18 protein-coding genes are annotated in these 18,359 nt (G+C 44.8%); 15 read left to right on the top strand and 3 right to left on the bottom strand.

What is annotated here, in order from left to right; genetic code table 11:
- Positions 1–71: 71 nt before the first annotated feature.
- Both B2W60_RS08280 and B2W60_RS08285 read right to left on the bottom strand, forming a co-directional pair.
- Positions 72–881 (bottom strand): ion transporter, encoded by an 810-nt coding sequence (locus B2W60_RS08280; RefSeq protein ID WP_292359806.1) that lies wholly within the window; start codon positions 879–881, stop codon positions 72–74.
- Positions 882–974: 93 nt separating this feature from the next.
- Positions 975–1,466: an Arc family DNA-binding protein gene (locus B2W60_RS08285; RefSeq protein WP_292359804.1), complete on the bottom strand. Its 492-nt coding sequence runs from the start codon at positions 1,464–1,466 to the stop codon at positions 975–977.
- 194 nt (positions 1,467–1,660) lie between these two features.
- Between B2W60_RS08285 and B2W60_RS08290 the strand changes: the two genes are divergently transcribed.
- The 13 genes from B2W60_RS08290 (at position 1,661) to B2W60_RS08350 (ending at position 15,760) form a co-directional block, all read left to right on the top strand.
- Positions 1,661–3,721 carry a sensor domain-containing protein gene (locus tag B2W60_RS08290; RefSeq protein ID WP_292359802.1) on the top strand — a complete coding sequence of 687 codons (2,061 nt, stop codon included), beginning with the start codon at positions 1,661–1,663 and terminating at the stop codon, positions 3,719–3,721.
- A 74-nt stretch (positions 3,722–3,795) separates the two neighbouring features.
- A complete protein-coding gene (locus tag B2W60_RS08295) occupies positions 3,796–4,176 on the top strand; it encodes a MerC domain-containing protein (RefSeq protein ID WP_292359800.1) in 381 nt (126 codons plus the stop codon).
- Positions 4,169–4,579, top strand: coding sequence for a TraR/DksA family transcriptional regulator (locus tag B2W60_RS08300; protein WP_292359799.1), 411 nt, complete (start codon positions 4,169–4,171; stop codon positions 4,577–4,579). The genes B2W60_RS08295 and B2W60_RS08300 overlap by 8 nt, the downstream gene beginning before the upstream one ends.
- Entirely contained in the window at positions 4,560–5,771 is a 1,212-nt protein-coding gene (zigA, locus tag B2W60_RS08305) for a zinc metallochaperone GTPase ZigA (protein ID WP_292359797.1), read from the top strand. Before B2W60_RS08300 ends, zigA begins: the two co-directional genes overlap by 20 nt.
- A gap of 1 nt (position 5,772) precedes the next feature.
- A complete protein-coding gene (locus B2W60_RS08310; protein WP_292359796.1) occupies positions 5,773–6,435 on the top strand; it encodes a DUF1826 domain-containing protein in 663 nt (220 codons plus the stop codon).
- Between the two features lie 17 nt (positions 6,436–6,452).
- Positions 6,453–7,028, top strand: coding sequence for a DUF2796 domain-containing protein (locus B2W60_RS08315; RefSeq protein ID WP_292359794.1), 576 nt, complete (start codon positions 6,453–6,455; stop codon positions 7,026–7,028).
- Positions 7,028–7,492 carry a Fur family transcriptional regulator gene (locus B2W60_RS08320; protein WP_292359792.1) on the top strand — a complete coding sequence of 155 codons (465 nt, stop codon included), beginning with the start codon at positions 7,028–7,030 and terminating at the stop codon, positions 7,490–7,492. Before B2W60_RS08315 ends, B2W60_RS08320 begins: the two co-directional genes overlap by 1 nt.
- A 120-nt stretch (positions 7,493–7,612) precedes the next feature.
- Entirely contained in the window at positions 7,613–8,314 is a 702-nt protein-coding gene (locus B2W60_RS08325) for an ABC transporter ATP-binding protein (protein WP_292359791.1), read from the top strand.
- Positions 8,315–8,324: 10 nt separating this feature from the next.
- Complete coding sequence (locus B2W60_RS08330; RefSeq protein ID WP_292359789.1) at positions 8,325–10,316, top strand: TonB-dependent receptor; 1,992 nt, start codon at positions 8,325–8,327, stop codon at positions 10,314–10,316.
- A gap of 2 nt (positions 10,317–10,318) precedes the next feature.
- On the top strand, positions 10,319–11,737 hold the full coding sequence (locus B2W60_RS08335; RefSeq protein ID WP_292359788.1) for an ABC transporter permease: 1,419 nt from the start codon (positions 10,319–10,321) through the stop codon (positions 11,735–11,737).
- 1 nt (position 11,738) lies between these two features.
- Positions 11,739–13,103, top strand: coding sequence for a DUF3526 domain-containing protein (locus B2W60_RS08340; RefSeq protein WP_292359786.1), 1,365 nt, complete (start codon positions 11,739–11,741; stop codon positions 13,101–13,103).
- Complete coding sequence (locus tag B2W60_RS08345; protein ID WP_292359784.1) at positions 13,096–14,133, top strand: CobW family GTP-binding protein; 1,038 nt, start codon at positions 13,096–13,098, stop codon at positions 14,131–14,133. The genes B2W60_RS08340 and B2W60_RS08345 overlap by 8 nt, the downstream gene beginning before the upstream one ends.
- Positions 14,117–15,760, top strand: coding sequence for a formylmethanofuran dehydrogenase subunit A (locus B2W60_RS08350; protein ID WP_292359782.1), 1,644 nt, complete (start codon positions 14,117–14,119; stop codon positions 15,758–15,760). The genes B2W60_RS08345 and B2W60_RS08350 overlap by 17 nt, the downstream gene beginning before the upstream one ends.
- Positions 15,761–15,764: 4 nt before the next feature.
- Here B2W60_RS08350 and B2W60_RS08355 read toward each other — a convergent pair whose 3' ends face one another.
- Entirely contained in the window at positions 15,765–16,340 is a 576-nt protein-coding gene (locus B2W60_RS08355) for a DUF3299 domain-containing protein (RefSeq protein ID WP_292359780.1), read from the bottom strand.
- 94 nt (positions 16,341–16,434) lie between these two features.
- Here B2W60_RS08355 and B2W60_RS08360 point away from each other — a divergent pair, with 94 nt between their 5' ends.
- Both B2W60_RS08360 and B2W60_RS08365 read left to right on the top strand, forming a co-directional pair.
- Positions 16,435–17,130: an ATP-binding cassette domain-containing protein gene (locus B2W60_RS08360; RefSeq protein WP_292359778.1), complete on the top strand. Its 696-nt coding sequence runs from the start codon at positions 16,435–16,437 to the stop codon at positions 17,128–17,130.
- On the top strand, positions 17,120–18,358 hold the full coding sequence (locus B2W60_RS08365; protein ID WP_292359776.1) for an ABC transporter permease: 1,239 nt from the start codon (positions 17,120–17,122) through the stop codon (positions 18,356–18,358). Before B2W60_RS08360 ends, B2W60_RS08365 begins: the two co-directional genes overlap by 11 nt.
- Position 18,359: the final 1 nt, after the last annotated feature.

The following is an 18,359-nucleotide window of genomic DNA, read 5'->3' on the forward strand; positions in this document are numbered from 1 at the left end:
TACATATGATCAATCGGCAGGTGTGAACTGGATGTGAAAGTTCTGGTTTGTTTAAGATGAGTCGGCTGCTATCAGGTTTTGGCTTTGATCAACAGTTTCAACTCTTCAATTTGCATAGATAAGTCTTCAATTGTCATATCGTTTTTATGTGCTTCTTCATGCTCTTCAGCACGTTCCTGTTCCATTACATTCACAACAATACCTATCAGCATATTTAGAAAAGCAAAGGTATTCAGGAAGATAAATATCAGATAGAAAATCCAGCTGAAAGGGTATACCTCCATGGTTTCATACATGACATCAGTCCAGTCTTCAAATGTCATAACCCTGAATAACGTCAGCATGGATACCGCGATATCGCCCCATAAAAAATCATTGACGTCTGCGAACAGCGTGGTACCGATGGCCGCAAAAATATAAACGATGATAAACATCATCAATGCAACATAACCCAGTTGGGGTAAGGCTTTGAGTAATGAGTTAAGCAAATGTCGTAATTCCGGAATCACTGATACCATCCGTAATACACGGAAAATACGAATCAATCGGGCAACGTAGGCCAGTTCACTGTCATTAACCGGTATCAGGCTGACAGCGACGATAAGCGTGTCAAACACATTCCAGCCGCTTTTGAAAAAATCCCTTTTGTTGGGTTCGGCCAGAAATCGTACGCTGATTTCCATGACAAAAAACAAGGTGATTGCGTAGTCCATCCAGTCGACTAACCGTAGGATCTGAAAAGGGATTTCATAGGTTTTTACACCTGTCACCATCGCAGAAAACAAAATGACACTGACAACGACAACTTCAAATAAACGGTTGTGTCGCAGGTTCTCCAGCTTGGTCTGAAAAGATATTGGAGAGGGTGCTGAGGTTTGCATATATAAAGCGGCCAAAAGTAAATCAAGGCCGCGATCATAATCGGAATTTATGGTGGGTCAAAGATGTTTAGCTAAACGCTGCAGAATTTGATGTTAATCGTTATCAGCAAGGTTATTGATAAGGGTAAGGATAACCTTTTTATTCGCTTCATTAAGACCACGGAATAAATCCAGCAATCGTTGTTCAGAATCCGTAATCGTAAATTCTTTAGCTGATGTTGAGCGGTAATCGTTGTGACTGATTTTTGCGGCGGCTGAATGTCGACGGTACTTATCATAACTGTGGGATAGTCGCATAACGATTTCCAGATTCAGACTAATCTCATGCTGCTGACTGAAATCGCGCAATAGTATCTTGAGATCATCAGGGATGCGTAAACCAAAGGCTTCGGTATTAGTGCTTGTAGGGCACTTTTTCAGAAATTCTCGCACAGCCGTTTTATCGAAGCGATGGGCCAGACTTTTCTGTAATAAAAACAAAGCCTCGCTGGTCGTGCTCCGGTTGTGTTGTGTCGCCTCATAACGTAGCCAAGACATAAGCTCAGCAGGCAGTCGGAGGCCAAAAGGTCCTTTTCTCGCGCTCATTAATTAAAGAGTGTAAACAGTTGTTATTGACATAGTTAGTTACCATCTGTAGTTTCATTACCACTGGTATCTATCACCGTGGTATAAAGTTAAATAAAGTTTAGTCCTTATTACTGTGAAATCCCCGTGAATAAAGGGTAAACAGCTGACGAAACTTATGACTGAAAATCCACGTTAAGGACAAGGCAGGTAGTGTGAGAAACACATTATTAGAAAATGCTTTCAGGTTTGCACATGAAGGCATTGTCATCACGGATGAACATCAGAAAATTGTTGATATCAATGAAGCGACTCAACACATTACCGGGTATTCACGATCAGAACTTATCGGCAGCAATCCCAAATTCCTTAGTGCTGAAAGCCAAAATAAAATTTTAAATCAGACCATCCTGCAATCATTGCATCGCAACGGTTTCTGGCAGGGTGAAGTGTCAAATAAACGGAAAGACGGTTCGCACTATATTGCCCGTTTGAGTGTGAAACGTATTCATGCTTTCAACAAACTGTTTTATCTGGTGCATCTCAGTGATGTGACTGCTGACCGAAAATATCGCGCTATCCTTTCTGATCTGATTCTCAACCGTAATTCGCATCAAATCCTCAACAAAAACCAGCTGGAAAATGATTTTGGTCAGATGAGCTCAATGGCTGATCAGAATAATGAAAAACTGGTAGTTGCCTTTATGGATCTGGATGAGTTCAAAACAATCAATGATATTCATGGCAAAGCGGTTGCAGATAATCTGCTGGACCAGGTACCAAATCGTGTGAAAACCGTATTAGCGGAAACAGACTGTATTGTGCGTTATGGCGGTGATGAGTTTGTTTTGATAATTGGTGGTATCAAAAATGATGCTATCGCATCACAAACAATCCAGAGGGTATTATCGACAATTGCCAGTCCGTTTATTGTGAACGAAGTGCCAATGATGATCACGGCATCCATCGGTTATACACTTTATCCAGATGACAAGGGCAGTCTGGATACCTTAATCCGTCATGCTGATCAGTGTATGTATAAGGCCAAGCTTGACGGAAAATCAACCTTGTTCGCCTATGATCCGGGTGAAGAAGAGCAGATTACCGAACGCAATCAGCAACTACGTGAAATTGCCACAGCAATCCAGGAAGATCAGTTTGTTTTATTTTTTCAACCTAAAGTTACCCTCAGTACAGGGCATATTTTCGGTTTTGAGGCTTTGATTCGCTGGCAACATCCTGAAAAAGGTTTACTGACGCCGGATAGATTTATTGACCAGGTTTATGATACGGAACTGGAAGTCAGCCTTGGTCAATGGGTTATCCAGAAAGCCATAAAACAACTTTCCCAATGGCAGCAAGCTGGTCATAAGTATCAGTTAAGTATTAATCTGACGGCTTATCACTTGTCTACCAGCGACTTCTTCGATTGGTTGCAGTTTCAGATTAAACAATACCCCGAACTGGATACCAGTCGTTTTCAGATTGAGATCCTGGAAAGTAATCGTCTTAGTGATCTGAGTCTTATCAACAATGTGGTCGAGTTCTGTAAATCGGAGTTTGGTATTACCACCGCGCTGGATGATTTTGGTACAGGTTATTCCTCTCTCACTCATATTCGGGTATTGCCGGTCGATGTGGTGAAAGTGGATCAAAGTTTTGTCCGGCGGATGCTGACAGAACCCGAAGACTGCAAAATTGTGGAAGGCGTCATAGCGCTTGCCCAATCATTTAATATTCAGGTGATTGCTGAGGGGGTTGAATCTATTGCTCACGGTGAAGTGCTATTGGCGATGGGCTGTAACCAGGCTCAAGGCTACGCGTTAGCCAGACCGATGCCGATTGAGCAGCTGATGACATTTTTAAGTGCTTATCAGCCTTTCAGCCAATGGTGTGCTCAATCAGGCCTGTTGAAGAATCATAAACAAGCCCGGTTGAGTTTATTTTATTTTTATTTAAAACACTGGATACATCAGCTTCAGGAACGACTGTTCGCTGAACCGGAGATCAAAACGGAGTGGCCGATAACACAATTAGCGGATTCTCATTGCGGGATCTGGCTGGAGAAAGCCCGTTATCATCATTATCTGGATAACACAACGCTAGACCAAATCAGTCATTATCATCAATACATTTTTCACTCGGGGAATGATTTGCTGGCCAGTTACCTGGCGGGTGATATTCATGCCAGCCGAGCAGGCTATAACGCTCTTGAAACCACTTTCAAGACAACCCTTGCAGAATTGCATTCACTAATCAGACGAATGTCTGAATAAGCCCGCCATAAACAAGTCTTGACATCAGGCCGGGAAGTTGAAATGATATGATATATCATAATTTGGAGCGTTTAATGAAAGATGATTTGGCGATAGCCTGTTCCGGAGCCTGCATGGTTCATTGCTTGTTAACGCCGATGATAATCGGCTTTGGTGCTGCAGGACTGGTGGGAGAATGGTTAAGCTCGGAATGGGTTCACCGACTGATGTTGGTGCCTGTTGTTTTACTGGCTTTATTGAGCTTGCCTGGCTCCTACAGAGTACATAAAAATCAATGGCCCTTATTGCTTGGTGTAATGGGGGTTTTAACCATGGTGTCGGCGTTATTAGGGCCGGAATCCCTGGAAGCCTGGATAACGATAAGCGGTGGTCTGTTGCTGATTACGGCGCATTTGTGGAATCGCAAGTTATCTTTAAGATTATTGCTACCTCAAAGAGAGCATGCAAATGGATGAAAAAGCTTTATTAGCGGCTAACGAAGCGGATTACATGAATGCTGAGCAACTGATCTTTTTTGACAATCGACTTCAGCAACTCAGAACCGAAACATTAGACGAAATTACAGCAATAAAGACCCAAATGCTGGGTAATAGTCAGGTCAGTGATGTACTGGACAGGGCACAACAGGAAGAAGAGTCACAAATTGCTTTACGGATCGCTGATCGGAAACGTCAGCTGATTCCTAAAATTGATGCAGCACGTCAGCGAATCCGCTCAGGGGAGTATGGTTATTGTTTGCAAACCGGTGAACCAATCGGCATTGAACGATTATTGATTCGTCCAACCGCAGAATATTGCACTGATGTGAAAACCATTAATGAACAAAAAGAAGGGCTTTATGAGCACAAAACCCGATAAACGTTTGCCGGTAACGGTGTTGTCCGGCTTTCTGGGCGCTGGAAAAACGACGGTACTGAATCATATTCTGAATAACCGTGATGGTCTGAAGGTGGCGGTTATAGTGAATGATATGAGTGAAATCAATATCGATGCTCAGCAAATTCAGCAGGATGTGCAACTTAACCGTGCTGAAGAAAAGCTGGTGGAAATGAGCAACGGTTGTATCTGCTGTACCTTACGGGAAGACCTGTTAATTGAAGTACGTCGACTGGCTGAAGAAAAACGTTTTGACTATCTGGTCATCGAATCAACGGGCATTTCTGAACCTTTACCCATTGCTGAAACCTTTACTTTTGCCGATGAAGATGGCGAAAGCCTGTCACAGATTGCCCGGCTGGATACCATGGTTACAGTGGTCGATGCGATAAATTTTCTGCGTGATTTTAATGAGGCCAGAAATCTGCAGGAAACGGTGGAAAGTCTGGGTGAAGAGGACATGCGTAGTGTGGCCGATTTGCTGGTAGAGCAGGTTGAGTTCTGCGATGTGATATTAATCAGCAAAACCGATTTATGCACCACAGAACAATTAACGGAATTAACAGGTATTTTAAAAAGCCTTAATACCGAAGCAGAGTTGATTGCTATCGAAAATGGTCAGGTCCCACTGGATAAAGTATTGGGAACACATAAATTTAGCTTTGAAAAAGCCGAGCAAGCGGCGGGTTGGCTTAAAGAAATGCGCGGTGAACATATTCCTGAGACTGAAGAATATGGCATTAGCAGTTTCACCTATGTTGCCAGGCGACCGTTTCATCCACAGAAATTCTTTGAGTTTCTGCATCAGGACTGGCCTTGTGGCAAGTTAATTCGTTCCAAAGGTTATTTCTGGTTGGCCAGCCGTCCACAGTTTGCTGGCCAATGGAATCAGGCTGGTGGCATTGCCCGTTATGGATTTGCCGGCATGTTCTGGAAAGCCATCCCGGAGAATCGCTGGCCGCAGGATGCCGAAAGTCTGCAAACCATCAAAGAGAATTGGCAGGAACCGTTTGGTGATATGCGTCAGGAACTGGTGTTTATCGGCCAGAACTTAAATCCCCAAGCCGTGACAGCCCAGCTGGATGATTGTCTGTTAAGCGATATCGAGTTACTGGCAGGTAAACCATTATGGGAGTCGTTACCTGATCCATTTCCAGCATGGGATGCGGCTTAAAATGAATCAGAGTGCATTAGCCGTAAACCCATTGTTTGAGCATGTACTCAAGGCAGATTCGCCATTAGTGATGACAGCAATTTATGAGCCGCACATTAATCTGGTGGTCTGGCAACGCCAGTTAAGTAATGCACTTGACCATTATATTGCGGAAGTAACTCAAGGACTCAATGCGCTACAATTACGTACGGTTATTACCCCAGACGAAGTCAGTGACTGGTTAACCGGTTTATTACCTGATAAACCACAGCGAAATTTGTTTGTTGATGATGTCAGGCAATTAGTGGAAATGTATGCGGATTTGTTTGAGTTAAACTCGGTTGGCTTGCGCCTGAGTCTGATACACGAGACTATGTGTCCCAGATTTCATACTGATCATCTGGCGTGCAGACTGGTAACCACTTATCATGGGCAGGGGAGTGAATGGTTAACAGAGGAAGCTGTAGATCGTTCAAAACTGGGGCCCGGTGCACAAGGTTTAGCGGATCATTTATCGGGGATATACCAGGATAAAGTGGATATCCAACAATTGAATCAGGGTGATGTCGCATTATTGAAAGGTGATGGTTGGATGGATAGTCAGGTGAGCGGCATTGTGCATCGCTCACCACATATTCATAAATCTGAGAAACGATTATTGTTAACCTTGGATTTTGCAGAGTGATTGGGAGACAGATAAAAATGCGGATAGCACCATATTTATTTTCTGCGGTTTGTGGCTTCGCTGTTATGCCCATCACAAACGCCCATGAAGAGTCTCATGGGCATAAACATCACGAGCATCATGAACATCACCAACATGAGGGACATCGCCATCATGGAGCGCATGTTCATGGCATGGCAACGCTGGATTTAGTGATGGATGGTCAGGAATTGATGTTGCATTTACAATCGCCGTTGATGAATTTTTTAGGTTTTGAGCACCAACCCGAAACAGAGCAGCAAAAGGCCATTTACCACGATATGTTGCAACAACTGGAAATGTTGGATGTATTGCTGACCGTTGAAGGTTCAACTTGTAAAGCCGAGTCAATCGAAATCGATGAGCCTTTTGACAGTCAAGGTCAAGCAGGGCATGCGGATCTCGATGTCAGTTATTTTGTGCGTTGCGAACAGCCAGATAACATAACCGGTTTGAAAATCAATTTATTCGATGTGTATAACCGTCTGGAAACGTTGCAGGTTCAAATGGTGTTACCTACCGGTCAGCAGCAACTGGAATTAAATCCACAACGAACCACTATCCGGATCAACTAATGACGACAGTCGATATAGAGAATGTTCTGCAGCAGGCCGAACGTAGTTGCGTTGAGCATGGCGCCCGATTAACCAGTAAACGTAAGTACATTCTTGAAGTATTACTGAAAGCTGAGGCAGCGCGTTCAGCGTATGAGATTGCTGAACTTTATCGTCAGCAAACCAATGAAAATATTCCGGTGATGTCAGTCTATCGGATGCTGGACTTTCTGATGCAGAACAGCTTGGTTCATAAGCTGGCCTCCAATAATAAATTTATTGCCTGTGCCCATATTGCCTGTTCACATTCACACCAGACGCCTCAATTTCTGATTTGTGACAATTGTCAGCAGGTACGGGAAATCGGTGTAGATAAACAATTGATTCATGCATTGGAAGAGAGTATTGAGCACAATCATTTCCAGCTTAATAGCCCACAGCTTGAACTGCATGGCTTGTGTGAAGCCTGCCAACAACAACGTTAAGTAGAAATTTTTTTCATTCGCAGATTTACGTATTTTGCATTAAATTGATGTGATATATCGTATTTATTATGGTGATCGTTTTGCCCGATACCCATTTGATAAAACGCTTCAGGAGAAACCATGCTGGAAGTAAACCAGTTAACCAAATCATTTGGCAATCGAATTGCCGTTGATCATCTCAACTTCAAAATCGCTTCCGGTGAGGTTTTATGTTTATTGGGTGCCAATGGCGCGGGTAAGACAACAACGTTGAATATGTTGCTTGGCTTTACTGCACCAAGCAGTGGCAGCGCCACGCTGGAGGGTGATGACCTCTATCAGCAGGCCTCCTTATGCCGACAGAAAATCATGTATGTGCCGGAAAACGTCAATCTTTATCCGCGTTTTAATGCCATTGAAAATATTCACTATCTGGCTGTGCTGGCCAAAATGAAATTAACTGACCAGCAAATTCACGAAGCGTTGCTCAGTGCCGGACTCAAACCGGCTGACTTTACCAAGCATCTCGCAGAATATTCCAAAGGCATGCGGCAGAAAGTAGCCATTGCCTTTGCGTTGTTAAAACACGCTCGTTTGATTTTGATGGATGAACCGACATCCGGTCTGGATCCGGTTGCCACTCAGGATTTTATTCAAGTAGTGAATACGATTAAATCTCGCGGTGCGGCAGTGTTGATCGTCACACATGATCTTTTATGCGCCCATCAACTGGCTGACCGGATTGGCATTATGAAACAAGGTCATTTAACCGATCTCATTACCACGCAATCGTTAACACTGGATCAGCTAACGCAACGTTACTTTGATCAGTTTGCTGCCTAAGGAATTTATGATGAAAAAAACTTTTATTAGCAGCCTGATTGTGTCTGCTCTACCGTTATCTGTGGTCTTTGCCGAGACTGATAATGAACCCGCCGCCCGTATTGATCCTTTAGTGGTATTAGGTACACGTCCGGATTATGCCGATGAAAATCTGGCCGGTTCACAGGATATTATCTCGCGAGAAGAGTTATCCATCAGTCATGTGAACAACACCATGGAGCTGTTTACCAAAATTCCCGGTGTTTATTTTGCCCGATACAATCAGGGCATTATCAACACCGATATCGGCATTCGTGGCTTTGCCGCTGAGGGAAGTACTCCGCACGCCAAGCTGTTAATCGATGGTATTCCATCCAATCTGCATAACGGCTACAGCGAGATGGATCAACTGTTTCCGGGTAATATTGACACCATTCAGGTTTATAAAGGCAATAGTGATCCGCGTTATGGCACATTTAACGTAGCCGGTAATTACAATATTGCCACTCGCTCAGATATAGCGCGTGAAGTTGAAGTCACCCTTGGCAGTTATAACGCACGTGAGATACAAGGCTATTGGGGAGAACAAACCGGTAACCTGCAACACAGCTATTTTGCCGGTTATCGTGAATCGGAAGGTTACCGGGATAATTACGATATTGATAAATACAGTGTGGGTGGCCACTGGTTTTATGATTTATCTGACGATACCTCGCTCGGTTTTATTGCCCGAGTCGCCGAGTATGATGCCGATGCGCCGGGTTATCTGACCCAAGAAGAAGCCCGTAAACATCCGACCCGATCAGCTGCCTATGCAAGACAGGATGGCGGTGATAAGGAAACCCAATCCTACAGTCTGCATTTTGATACCGCCTTACGTAATGATCTGACCTGGTCAGCCAAAGCCTATTACAACTATTACGAGCGTGAGCGTTGGGTGAGGTTCAGTGAGGCTGGTTCATTGGCCAATCGTTATGATGAGCAGGATCATTATGGTTTTATCTCAACCTTGTCCTGGGATATCAATGAGCAGTGGGCATTAAACTGGGGGCTGGATATCGAGCGCCAGGATGTGTTGGAGCAGCGTTTCGGCACCATCGGCAATGTCCGCGAACGTGATACCAGTAATGTTTCGCGTAACTTTGATTATGATTTTGTCAGCAAAGGCACTTATCTGCAGGTATCTCACGCACCGAATGAATTTATAGCCTGGAATGCAGCGGTTCGGGCTGATCGAATTGATGGGGATTTTAAGCAGCGTAATGCAGCGGGTGAGGTGATCAGTAATCAAGATAGTTATGACTATGGCACCATTGTGCAACCCAAATTTAATCTGTTCCTCTACCCAACGGATCAAGTGACGTTATTTGCCAATGCTGGACGCAGTTTTCAACACCCGGTCAGCAGTAGTGGCTATACCGATGGCGATCGTTCTGCACGTGATGTCTCGGTCAATGATGGCTGGGAACTTGGGGTGAAGTGGATGCCAACCTATAGCCTCGAGTTACGATTATCCTATTGGGAACAAAAGGCTAAGGATGAGTTTATATTAGTTGATGGCCTGGCTCAAAACGTCGGTAAAACCCTGCGTCAGGGAGCTGACTTTGGTATGAGCTGGATGGCAACTGACAAACTAACGCTATGGGGTAACTTCAGCACCGTGGATTCAGAAATTCAAAGCCCTGGCGCTGATCGTGGCAATGAATTACGCAGCATTCCGTCTTATACCGCATCAACTGGTATCGCTTACCTGTTTACACCAGCTCTCACAGGACGTGTTCACTATGACGCGCAAGGCTCATCGTATATAAACGAAGCCAATAGCGGCGGCAAGTTTGGTAAATACAATCTGGTGAATGCCAGCATGGATTATGCAACCAGTTGGGGCAATATTAACTTCCAGGTCAATAATCTGTTCAACGAATACTATGAGTATGTCTACGACAATGGTGGCGTTGATGGGGTGATTTATTCACCGGGTGATGGCGTCAATGCCAGTGTCTCAGTAGCTTATAAATTCTGATTATGAAACATCCGATAGTCGAAATCGCTCGTCATGAGCTGATCACCCAATGGCGCAGCCAGACCCTGAAAATCCTGTTGCCATTGTTATTGGTGTTAACGGCATTAATTGCGTTTTCCCATTGGCAACAGCAGGAGGATTTTATTGAAGCGCAAACCATCTGGCAGCAGCAGAATGATGCTGAATGGGAAGCACAGCCAGATCGACATCCGCATCGTGCAGCACATTACGGCACGATGGTGTTTCGCATCATCTCACCACTGAGTTTTATTGATAGCGGGGTGAATCCGTTTGTCGGTAATGCCTTGTTTCTGGAAGCGCATCGGCAAAACAGCAGCAGCTTTAAACAATATGTCAGCAGCACGGCCTATATGGGACTGGGCTATCTGTCAGGGGCGACGATTATTCTGGTGATCTGGCCGCTGGTATTGATCGCTCTGGCCTTTAATAGTGTGAGTGGTGAACGTGGTCATGGCACATTACGTCAACTGGTCTCGCAAGGCATCAGTGTCAGGCAGCTTTTATTCGGCAAAACGCTGGCTTACAGTCTGATCTCACTGATTTTTCTGTTAGTGATTTTCAGTATTGCTATTGGCTTTATGCTGTTATCGCATGTGCATGGCAGCGATGTGTTACGCATGGGCTTGATGTTTGTTTTATATCTGTTTTATTGCCTGTTATGGACCATCACGGTGGTGCTGTTTTCTAACTGGTGCCGCACCAATCAGCAAAGTTTGTCTGCATTATTGTTGTTTTGGCTGCTGACAGTGATTGTGATGCCGAAAATGGCCTACAGTCTGGCTGAGATGCAGTATCCGATGCCGGATCGTGCGGTATTTGATATTCAGACAGCACAGGAGATTGCCAAAGTCGGTGATTCGCATAACCCGGATGATCCGCATTTCACTGAATTTCGTGAAAGAGTGTTGGCCGAATATGGCGTGTCACGTGTCGAGGATTTACCGGTCAACTGGCGTGGCATCGTGATGCAGGAAGGCGAGCGCATTACCAGCGAAGTATTTACCCAACAATATGAAAACGTGATGCAAATCGCTGAGCAGCAAAATCAACTGGTCAGTTATGTAGCGTGGTTTTCCCCCTATTTATTAGCTAACAAGTTATCGTCTATTTTTGCGGCGACCAACGCGGGTAGTTTTTTGCATTATGAAAATGCTGCGGAGCAATTTCGCTTTAATTTCATCAAGCAACTGAATCAGTTGCATGCAGAACAAATCGACCATGCCCATGATCGTGAACAAAAAGTCTCGAATGAGCAATTGGCAAATCTGCAGCAATTTGATTATCAATCACCTACCTTGCAGAACGAACTGAATCTGATTTACCTGCCTTTATTAATATTGCTGGGGTGGTTAATCATCGGTGTGTTGTTACTTTCCCGCAGTCGTAACGAGGTTGATTAAGGTGAGATTTATTCAATTTGAATTACGCTTGTTATGGCAGAACAAGCTCTTTAAATGGCTGATGGCAGCTTATCTTCTAGCAGCTTTATTAGCCATTATCTGGGGACAGACAGGACTGCATCGTGAATATCAACAGCGGGCTATCAGCGAAGCAAATTACCAAGCCGAATTGGCAGACTATCAGAAGGATGCTCCGTTAGCGCCATACGACTCAGGATATCTGAGTTATTACCAGTTTCATCCTGTCTGGCAAAAACCTTCTGCCTGGTCGGCATTGATACATGGTGAACGTAGCGAATCGGCCAGCCACACAAGAGTTCGTTTATTAGGTTTGCAAAGTCAATTGAGCAATACGGCGACTGGCAATATTGCTGCTATGCCTATTGGTAAGCTGGACTTGAGTTTTATCTGGATTTACCTGATGCCGTTATTGATTGCGGCATTAAGTTTAAATCTGTTGGCGGAAGAGAAGGCCAGCGGACGCTGGTCATTACTGGCATCGCAGGTAGCAAATAGTGGCATGTTACTGACTAAAAAGATGTTGATTGCAGCTGGACTGCTGGCAGTGGTGAATTTACTGATTCTGCTTGCAGCAGTGGTCATGACAGATATTGATTTTGATTCAATATGGTTGCAGGTTGCTGCGGTTTTATTGGCTTATCAACTCTGCTGGTTTTTAATCACTGGCTGGATTATCAGCTTGCAACGCACAGCTATTTTTAACAGTTTGTTATTTATCAGCCTGTGGATTGTGTTTGCTTTTGTGCTGCCCGGATTAGCATATCTGTATCAAACACAACAACAGCAACCCGCTGAACATGTTTCCATGATCTTTGATCAACGAGAGTTTATGCATGACAGCTGGGACAGGGATCAGCAAGCGGATTTCGATGTTTATTTGCAGGATTATCCTCAGTGGCAAACTACTGAACCGACGTTGCAAAAGCCTTTCGACTGGCGCTGGTATTATGCGATGCAGCATATGAGCGATGTGATTGTGGCAGAGGCGGTCGCGCAGTTTCGTGAGAGTCGTGTGCATTCCCACCAGATTGGCAATCAAGTTGCCTGGTTATCACCGGTGATGCGTTTGCAATACAGTATGAATCGTTTCGCCGATACCGATATGTTGGCAAGTCAGGCATTTCTGGATCAGATTGGTGATTATCACCAGCAATTGCGCGATTACTTCTTTGATTTCTATTTTTTTGACAAGTCGTTTACGGAAGCCGATTTCGCTAATATTCCTGTATTTGAATATCAGCCGGTAATGCAAAGCTATACGTTAAAAAGCTTAATTAATTTAGTTTTGATCGGCCTGTTTTTTGTCGGCTTGATTATGTTACAAACTCGGCGTAATCGTGGCTGAACCAACCGTCCAATTTAAGCTTTTTCAAAAGGCGATACCGACCAATGTGATTACCGGTTTTCTTGGGGTTGGTAAAACCACAGCGATCCAGCACCTTTTACAGACCAAACCGGCAGGTGAGCGCTGGGCGGTATTAATTAATGAATTTGGCAAAGTGGGCATAGATAGTCAGTTGTTAAAGACTGATGATTCTGCTGAAGGCGAAGTCACCATTCGTGAAGTGCCCGGTGGCTGTATGTGCTGTGCTGCCGGTTTACCAATGAAGGTGGCACTCAATCAGCTTATTGGAAAAGCCAAACCCGACAGGTTATTGATTGAACCCAGTGGTCTGGGGCACCCGGAAGAAGTGATCGCCGTGCTGTCAGGTGAATTTTATCAATCAATTATTGATTTACGTTCCACGCTGACCTTGGTGGATGCTCGTCATATGGCTGAAGCGAAATATCGTGAACATGAGACGTTTCAGCAGCAATTGCAGATTGCTGATCTGTTGGTAGCGAATAAGGCCGATATGTATGACCAGAGCGAAGTTGATGCTTTAAAACGATACATCAATGAGCTGCATCTTCAGGAATTGCCTTTACAGATCACGCAAGAAGCCAAAATTAATCCTGAATGGCTAAAACCAAAAGCTAAATTTAATCAGGCTGTCTGGCAGGAACAGCCAGCGGAGTTTAATGTTGATAATGAAGAACAACTTATTCCAGATTGCGGCTACCTGGCGGCCACACAAAAGTTAAGTGGCTGGTATAGCTATGGCTGGCGGTTCAAATCAACATTCAGTTTTGATTACCAACCGCTGATGTCATGGCTGGAGCAATTTAAACAGGTGCGTTTTAAAGCTGTTTTTCGAACCAGAGAGGGCTTTGTTGCAATCAATCAAGCTGATGACAATTTAACCATTGGAAAACTGCCCGCTCAGGCAGCAGAAAGCCGTATTGAGTTCGTTACCGATATGCCACTTGATGCAAAAAAAATGGAAAACCAACTATTACAGATATGTGGGATAAAGCATGTTAACCCGTCTTAAAAACGCTCGCGTATACGACCCGGTACAAAAGTTAAATGGTGAACTCATGGATCTGTGGATCCGTGATGATCGAATCGTTGATCCGAAAAATATAAGTGATAAGGATTCGGCTATTACCTATGATTTAAATGGGGCTATTACCATGGCGGGCGGTGTGGATATTCACAGCCATATTGCAGGGGGTAATGTGAATACAGCCCGTTTATTACTGCCCGATCAACATCGTAATCATCTGCAACGACAGGAAAATCTGCCATTCTATAATGCCCGCTGGTCTAGTTTTGAAACCGGTTATCGCTATACAGAAATGGGCTACAGCATGGTGGTTGAACCGGCGATGTTGCCGGTCAATGCGCCGCAGGTTCACCGTGAAATGGCGGATATTCCGATCATTGATACCGCAGCGCTGGCGATTCTCGGCAGTGATGATTTGCTGGTATCGATGTTGCGAAGTGGTGCCTCGCAGGATCAGATTAATGACTATGTGAGCTGGACCATCAATACCACGCAGGCATTAGGCTTAAAAGTGATTAATGCCGGTGGTTCGCAGGCGTTTAAGGCTGGAGTTGAACAGTTTGGTTTGGATGATGAAGTACCGGATTATGGCATCAGTTCCCGGCGCTTACTGACTTCATTACAGATCGCTGTGCATCAGCTGGGTATTCCGCATCCGGTACATGTGCATTGTAATAACCTTGGTGTGCCCGGCAATGTACAAACTGCCATTGATACCATGGAAGCCGCTCAAGGCTTGCCGATGCATCTGGCACATGTGCAATTTTATGGCTATGGAGCCGAAGGCACTCGTGGTTTTTCTTCAGCCGCGGCACAGCTAATGGAAGCGTTTAATCGCCACCCCAATATCACTATGGATGTCGGGCAGGTGTTATTTGGTCAGACCGTGACTATGTCTGGCGATATCATCGCTCAATTTTCCCGTCGTGGTGATGCCAGTCCGCATAAATGGGTAATGTGGCATGCCGAAGATGAGGGCAGTGGTGGCATCGTGCCATATCAATACAAAAAAGCCAGTTTTGTAAATGGTTTGCAGTGGGCTATTGGTCTGGAGATTTTCCTGTTATCCGGCGATCCCTGGCGTTTGTTTTTCACCACCGATCACCCCAATGGTGCACCGTTTACCCGTTACCCGGATTTACTGCATCTATTGATGGATTATGATTTTCGCATGGCTTGTCTGGCCGAACTGGATCCGGAGATCATGGAGCTGACCTTGCTCAAAGATCTGAAACAGGAATTCAGCTTATATGATATTGCCATTATGACGCGGGCGGCCCCGGCAAAATTACTTGGGTTGAATGGCCGTGGACATCTGCAACCTGGCGCATTGGCTGATATTGCGGTTTATCGGGAGCAGGATGATAAAGCGGCGATGTTCAGAAAAGCCCAATGGGTCTTCAAAAACGGTCAGTTGATTATCGAAAAAGGTGAGTTTGTACATCGCCAGTTTGGGCAAACCATGACCGTTAAACCACATTTTGATCGGCAGATTGAATCGACAGTGAAAGACTACTTCGATCGTTTTTATTCGATGAAATTATCTAATTACGGGGTGCAGGAGGATCTGCTTGCGGATCAACCTCAGCGGTTTGCAGCAATAAAGTGTTAGCGGATTATTCCTCGTATAACTCAATATTGTCGGCTGTCATCGAATAGGCTGATACGGCCACTTCATTTTCGGTGATGGTGGTTGTCAGAGTGCCCTCAACCCAATAAGGATCGTACAGATTCTGTTGAGCGACACCTTCTTTGGATGTGACATAAATAATCTGATTGGGCGGGGGCGGGGGATAATGGATGCAGGCACCGAAAAACGGCACCAGAAAAAATTCGGTCACCAGTTGCTTTTCGTTCATTTCGACTGGGACCATAAAACCGGGTAGACGAATCTGCCGCTGATCATATTCAGGTTTGACCTTGGCAGACGTTAAGGCCTGTTGATAGCGATCATCGGCAGAACTTTCGAGGGCACCGACCAATTGACTGCTGATTTGATCTTCAAATGAACCATCTTCGATTTCACTGAGATATTCCGGTGGATTCATTAATGCTTCAAGGTCGTCTTCTGGCATCAGGTCGACCCAATCGATGGCCTGGTATTTGTCGTTTGCGAACAGAGGTTGCGCTATTGTCAGGCCAGCTATGACGGAAAAAACAAGCCAGAACTTTGCATATTTCAGTGCGGTCATGATGTATCCGGGAAGTTAAAATTCGAACGAAAATGGTATGTTATAACAATAAAGTGACTGACATAAATTATCCATCATTCAATTCGGTAAACGTATGACCCAGTGTCCCGCTATCCAAATAGAAAATTGTCAATTTCGTTATCACCCTGACTCAGACAAGGCCTTATTGCAAATTGCTCACTGGCGGGTGGAAAAAGGTGAAACGGTGTTTGTTTATGGGCCATCCGGGTCAGGTAAATCGACCTTATTGAATCTGTTGGCAGGCATCTTGTTACCCCAGCAGGGCAATATCAGTCTTGATAATGTGATCGTCAACCGGCTCAGTCATCGAAAACGTGATGCGTTTCGGGCTCGGCATATTGGCATGGTGTTTCAGCGGTTTAACCTGATCCCGTATTTAACCGTTGCAGACAATATCAAACTGGCCAGTCATTTTTCCTTGAGGGATAAACAGTATCTGCAACAACGCAGAGACGGGTTGTTGAATGCGTTGCAACTTGATCCTGAAATACTGATGCGGCCTGCATCTCAACTGAGTGTAGGCCAGCAGCAACGAGTGGCCATTGTCCGTGCCCTTATCAATGAACCCGAATTACTAATTGTCGACGAGCCCACATCAGCTCTGGACAGTGATGCACGTGACAGTTTTGTTGATTTGTTACTGGATCAGATCAAAGCGGCACAGGCAACACTACTCTTTGTCAGTCACGATCGCAGTCTGGCACGGCATTTTTCCAGACAGTTGGATATTCAGTCATTTGTAGATGCAGGAGAAAATCATGCTGTTTAAACTGGCCTGGAAAAGTTTGTTGGCCCGGCGAGTCAGCGTGTTACTTACTATTTTGATGATGACTGTGAGTATTTTTGTTTTATTGAGCGTGGAAACGATTCGTTATCAGGCAAAGGACAGTTTTAGCAAAACGGTTTCGGGTGTTGATTTGATCGTCGGCGCACGTACCGGTCAGGTGAATCTTCTGCTGTATTCTGTATTTCACATTGGAGTGCCGACCAATAATGTTTCCTGGCAAAGTTATCAGGAATTTGCGACGAATCCATCTGTGGCATGGAGCATTCCAATTTCTTTGGGGGATTCACATCGAGGTTATCGTGTGGTGGGAACCAGTACTGACTTTTTTGAATTTTTCCGCTTTGGGAATAAACAAACGCTCACCTTTCAGCATGGCAAAGCGTTTAATGAACATTTTGATGCGGTGATTGGCTCAGAAGTCGCCAAACAACTGGGTTATCAAGTAGATGATGCCATTGTGCTGGCACATGGTATTGCCAGTACCAGCTTTAGTAAACATGACGATCATCCGTTTAAAATTACCGGTATTCTGGCCCCGACTGGCACACCGGTCGATCAATCTGTGTATGTGAGTTTACAAGGCATTGAAGCCATTCATTTCAACTGGCAGGGCGGGGTGCGAATGCCGGACACAGCCACGCCCGAGTTAGAAGATTTACAGCCAGAAACCATTACGGCATTTATGCTGGGACTTAATTCGCGGATACAGACCTTTAATCTGCAACGCCAAATCAATGAATATCGGCAAGAACCATTACAGGCAATTCTGCCAGGTGCGACACTGATGTCCTTATGGTCGATGCTGAGCAGCGTAGAGCAGATATTATTACTGGTTGCCTCACTTGTGTTGTTAGGTGCTTTGATTGGCATGGCCAATATGCTTCTGGTTTCAATGCGTGAGCGTAGACATGAGTTGTCAGTGCTTCGGGCTTTAGGTTATCGGCCTGGCTTTTTGTTTGCCTTACTTCAGATTGAGGCGTTATTAATCAGTCTGGCCGCGGCAATCTCAGCCTTTATCAGTTTGCAATTAAGTATGTATGTACTGAAAGACTGGTTGTTGCAGGAGTATGGGATTTTGCTGACGCGATTATCAATCATTAATGAGTTTCTGTTTATGTTGCCAATAGTACTTATCGCGAGTTTTCTGGTGGCGCTGATTCCGGCAATCAGTGCCTATCGACAAGGCCTGCATCAGCAATTAAACCTGTAGC

The sequence above is a fragment of the Methylophaga sp. UBA2496 genome (assembly GCF_002341635.1).
Lineage (GTDB): Bacteria > Pseudomonadota > Gammaproteobacteria > Nitrosococcales > Methylophagaceae > Methylophaga.

Bases quoted from the DNA above. Each gene is read 5' to 3' on its own strand.
- B2W60_RS08295 (WP_292359800.1), top strand. From the start codon at position 3,796: ATGAAAGATGATTTGGCGATAGCCTGTTCCGGAGCCTGCATGGTTCAT.
- B2W60_RS08280 (WP_292359806.1), bottom strand. From the start codon at position 881: ATGCAAACCTCAGCACCCTCTCCAATATCTTTTCAGACCAAGCTGGAG.
- B2W60_RS08350 (WP_292359782.1), top strand. From the start codon at position 14,117: ATGTTAACCCGTCTTAAAAACGCTCGCGTATACGACCCGGTACAAAAG.
- B2W60_RS08315 (WP_292359794.1), top strand. From the start codon at position 6,453: ATGCGGATAGCACCATATTTATTTTCTGCGGTTTGTGGCTTCGCTGTT.
- B2W60_RS08320 (WP_292359792.1), top strand. From the start codon at position 7,028: ATGACGACAGTCGATATAGAGAATGTTCTGCAGCAGGCCGAACGTAGT.
- B2W60_RS08300 (WP_292359799.1), top strand. From the start codon at position 4,169: ATGGATGAAAAAGCTTTATTAGCGGCTAACGAAGCGGATTACATGAAT.
- zigA (WP_292359797.1), top strand. From the start codon at position 4,560: ATGAGCACAAAACCCGATAAACGTTTGCCGGTAACGGTGTTGTCCGGC.
- B2W60_RS08355 (WP_292359780.1), bottom strand. From the start codon at position 16,340: ATGACCGCACTGAAATATGCAAAGTTCTGGCTTGTTTTTTCCGTCATA.
- B2W60_RS08310 (WP_292359796.1), top strand. From the start codon at position 5,773: ATGAATCAGAGTGCATTAGCCGTAAACCCATTGTTTGAGCATGTACTC.
- B2W60_RS08330 (WP_292359789.1), top strand. From the start codon at position 8,325: ATGAAAAAAACTTTTATTAGCAGCCTGATTGTGTCTGCTCTACCGTTA.
- B2W60_RS08285 (WP_292359804.1), bottom strand. From the start codon at position 1,466: ATGAGCGCGAGAAAAGGACCTTTTGGCCTCCGACTGCCTGCTGAGCTT.
- B2W60_RS08360 (WP_292359778.1), top strand. From the start codon at position 16,435: ATGACCCAGTGTCCCGCTATCCAAATAGAAAATTGTCAATTTCGTTAT.
- B2W60_RS08335 (WP_292359788.1), top strand. From the start codon at position 10,319: ATGAAACATCCGATAGTCGAAATCGCTCGTCATGAGCTGATCACCCAA.
- B2W60_RS08365 (WP_292359776.1), top strand. From the start codon at position 17,120: ATGCTGTTTAAACTGGCCTGGAAAAGTTTGTTGGCCCGGCGAGTCAGC.
- B2W60_RS08325 (WP_292359791.1), top strand. From the start codon at position 7,613: ATGCTGGAAGTAAACCAGTTAACCAAATCATTTGGCAATCGAATTGCC.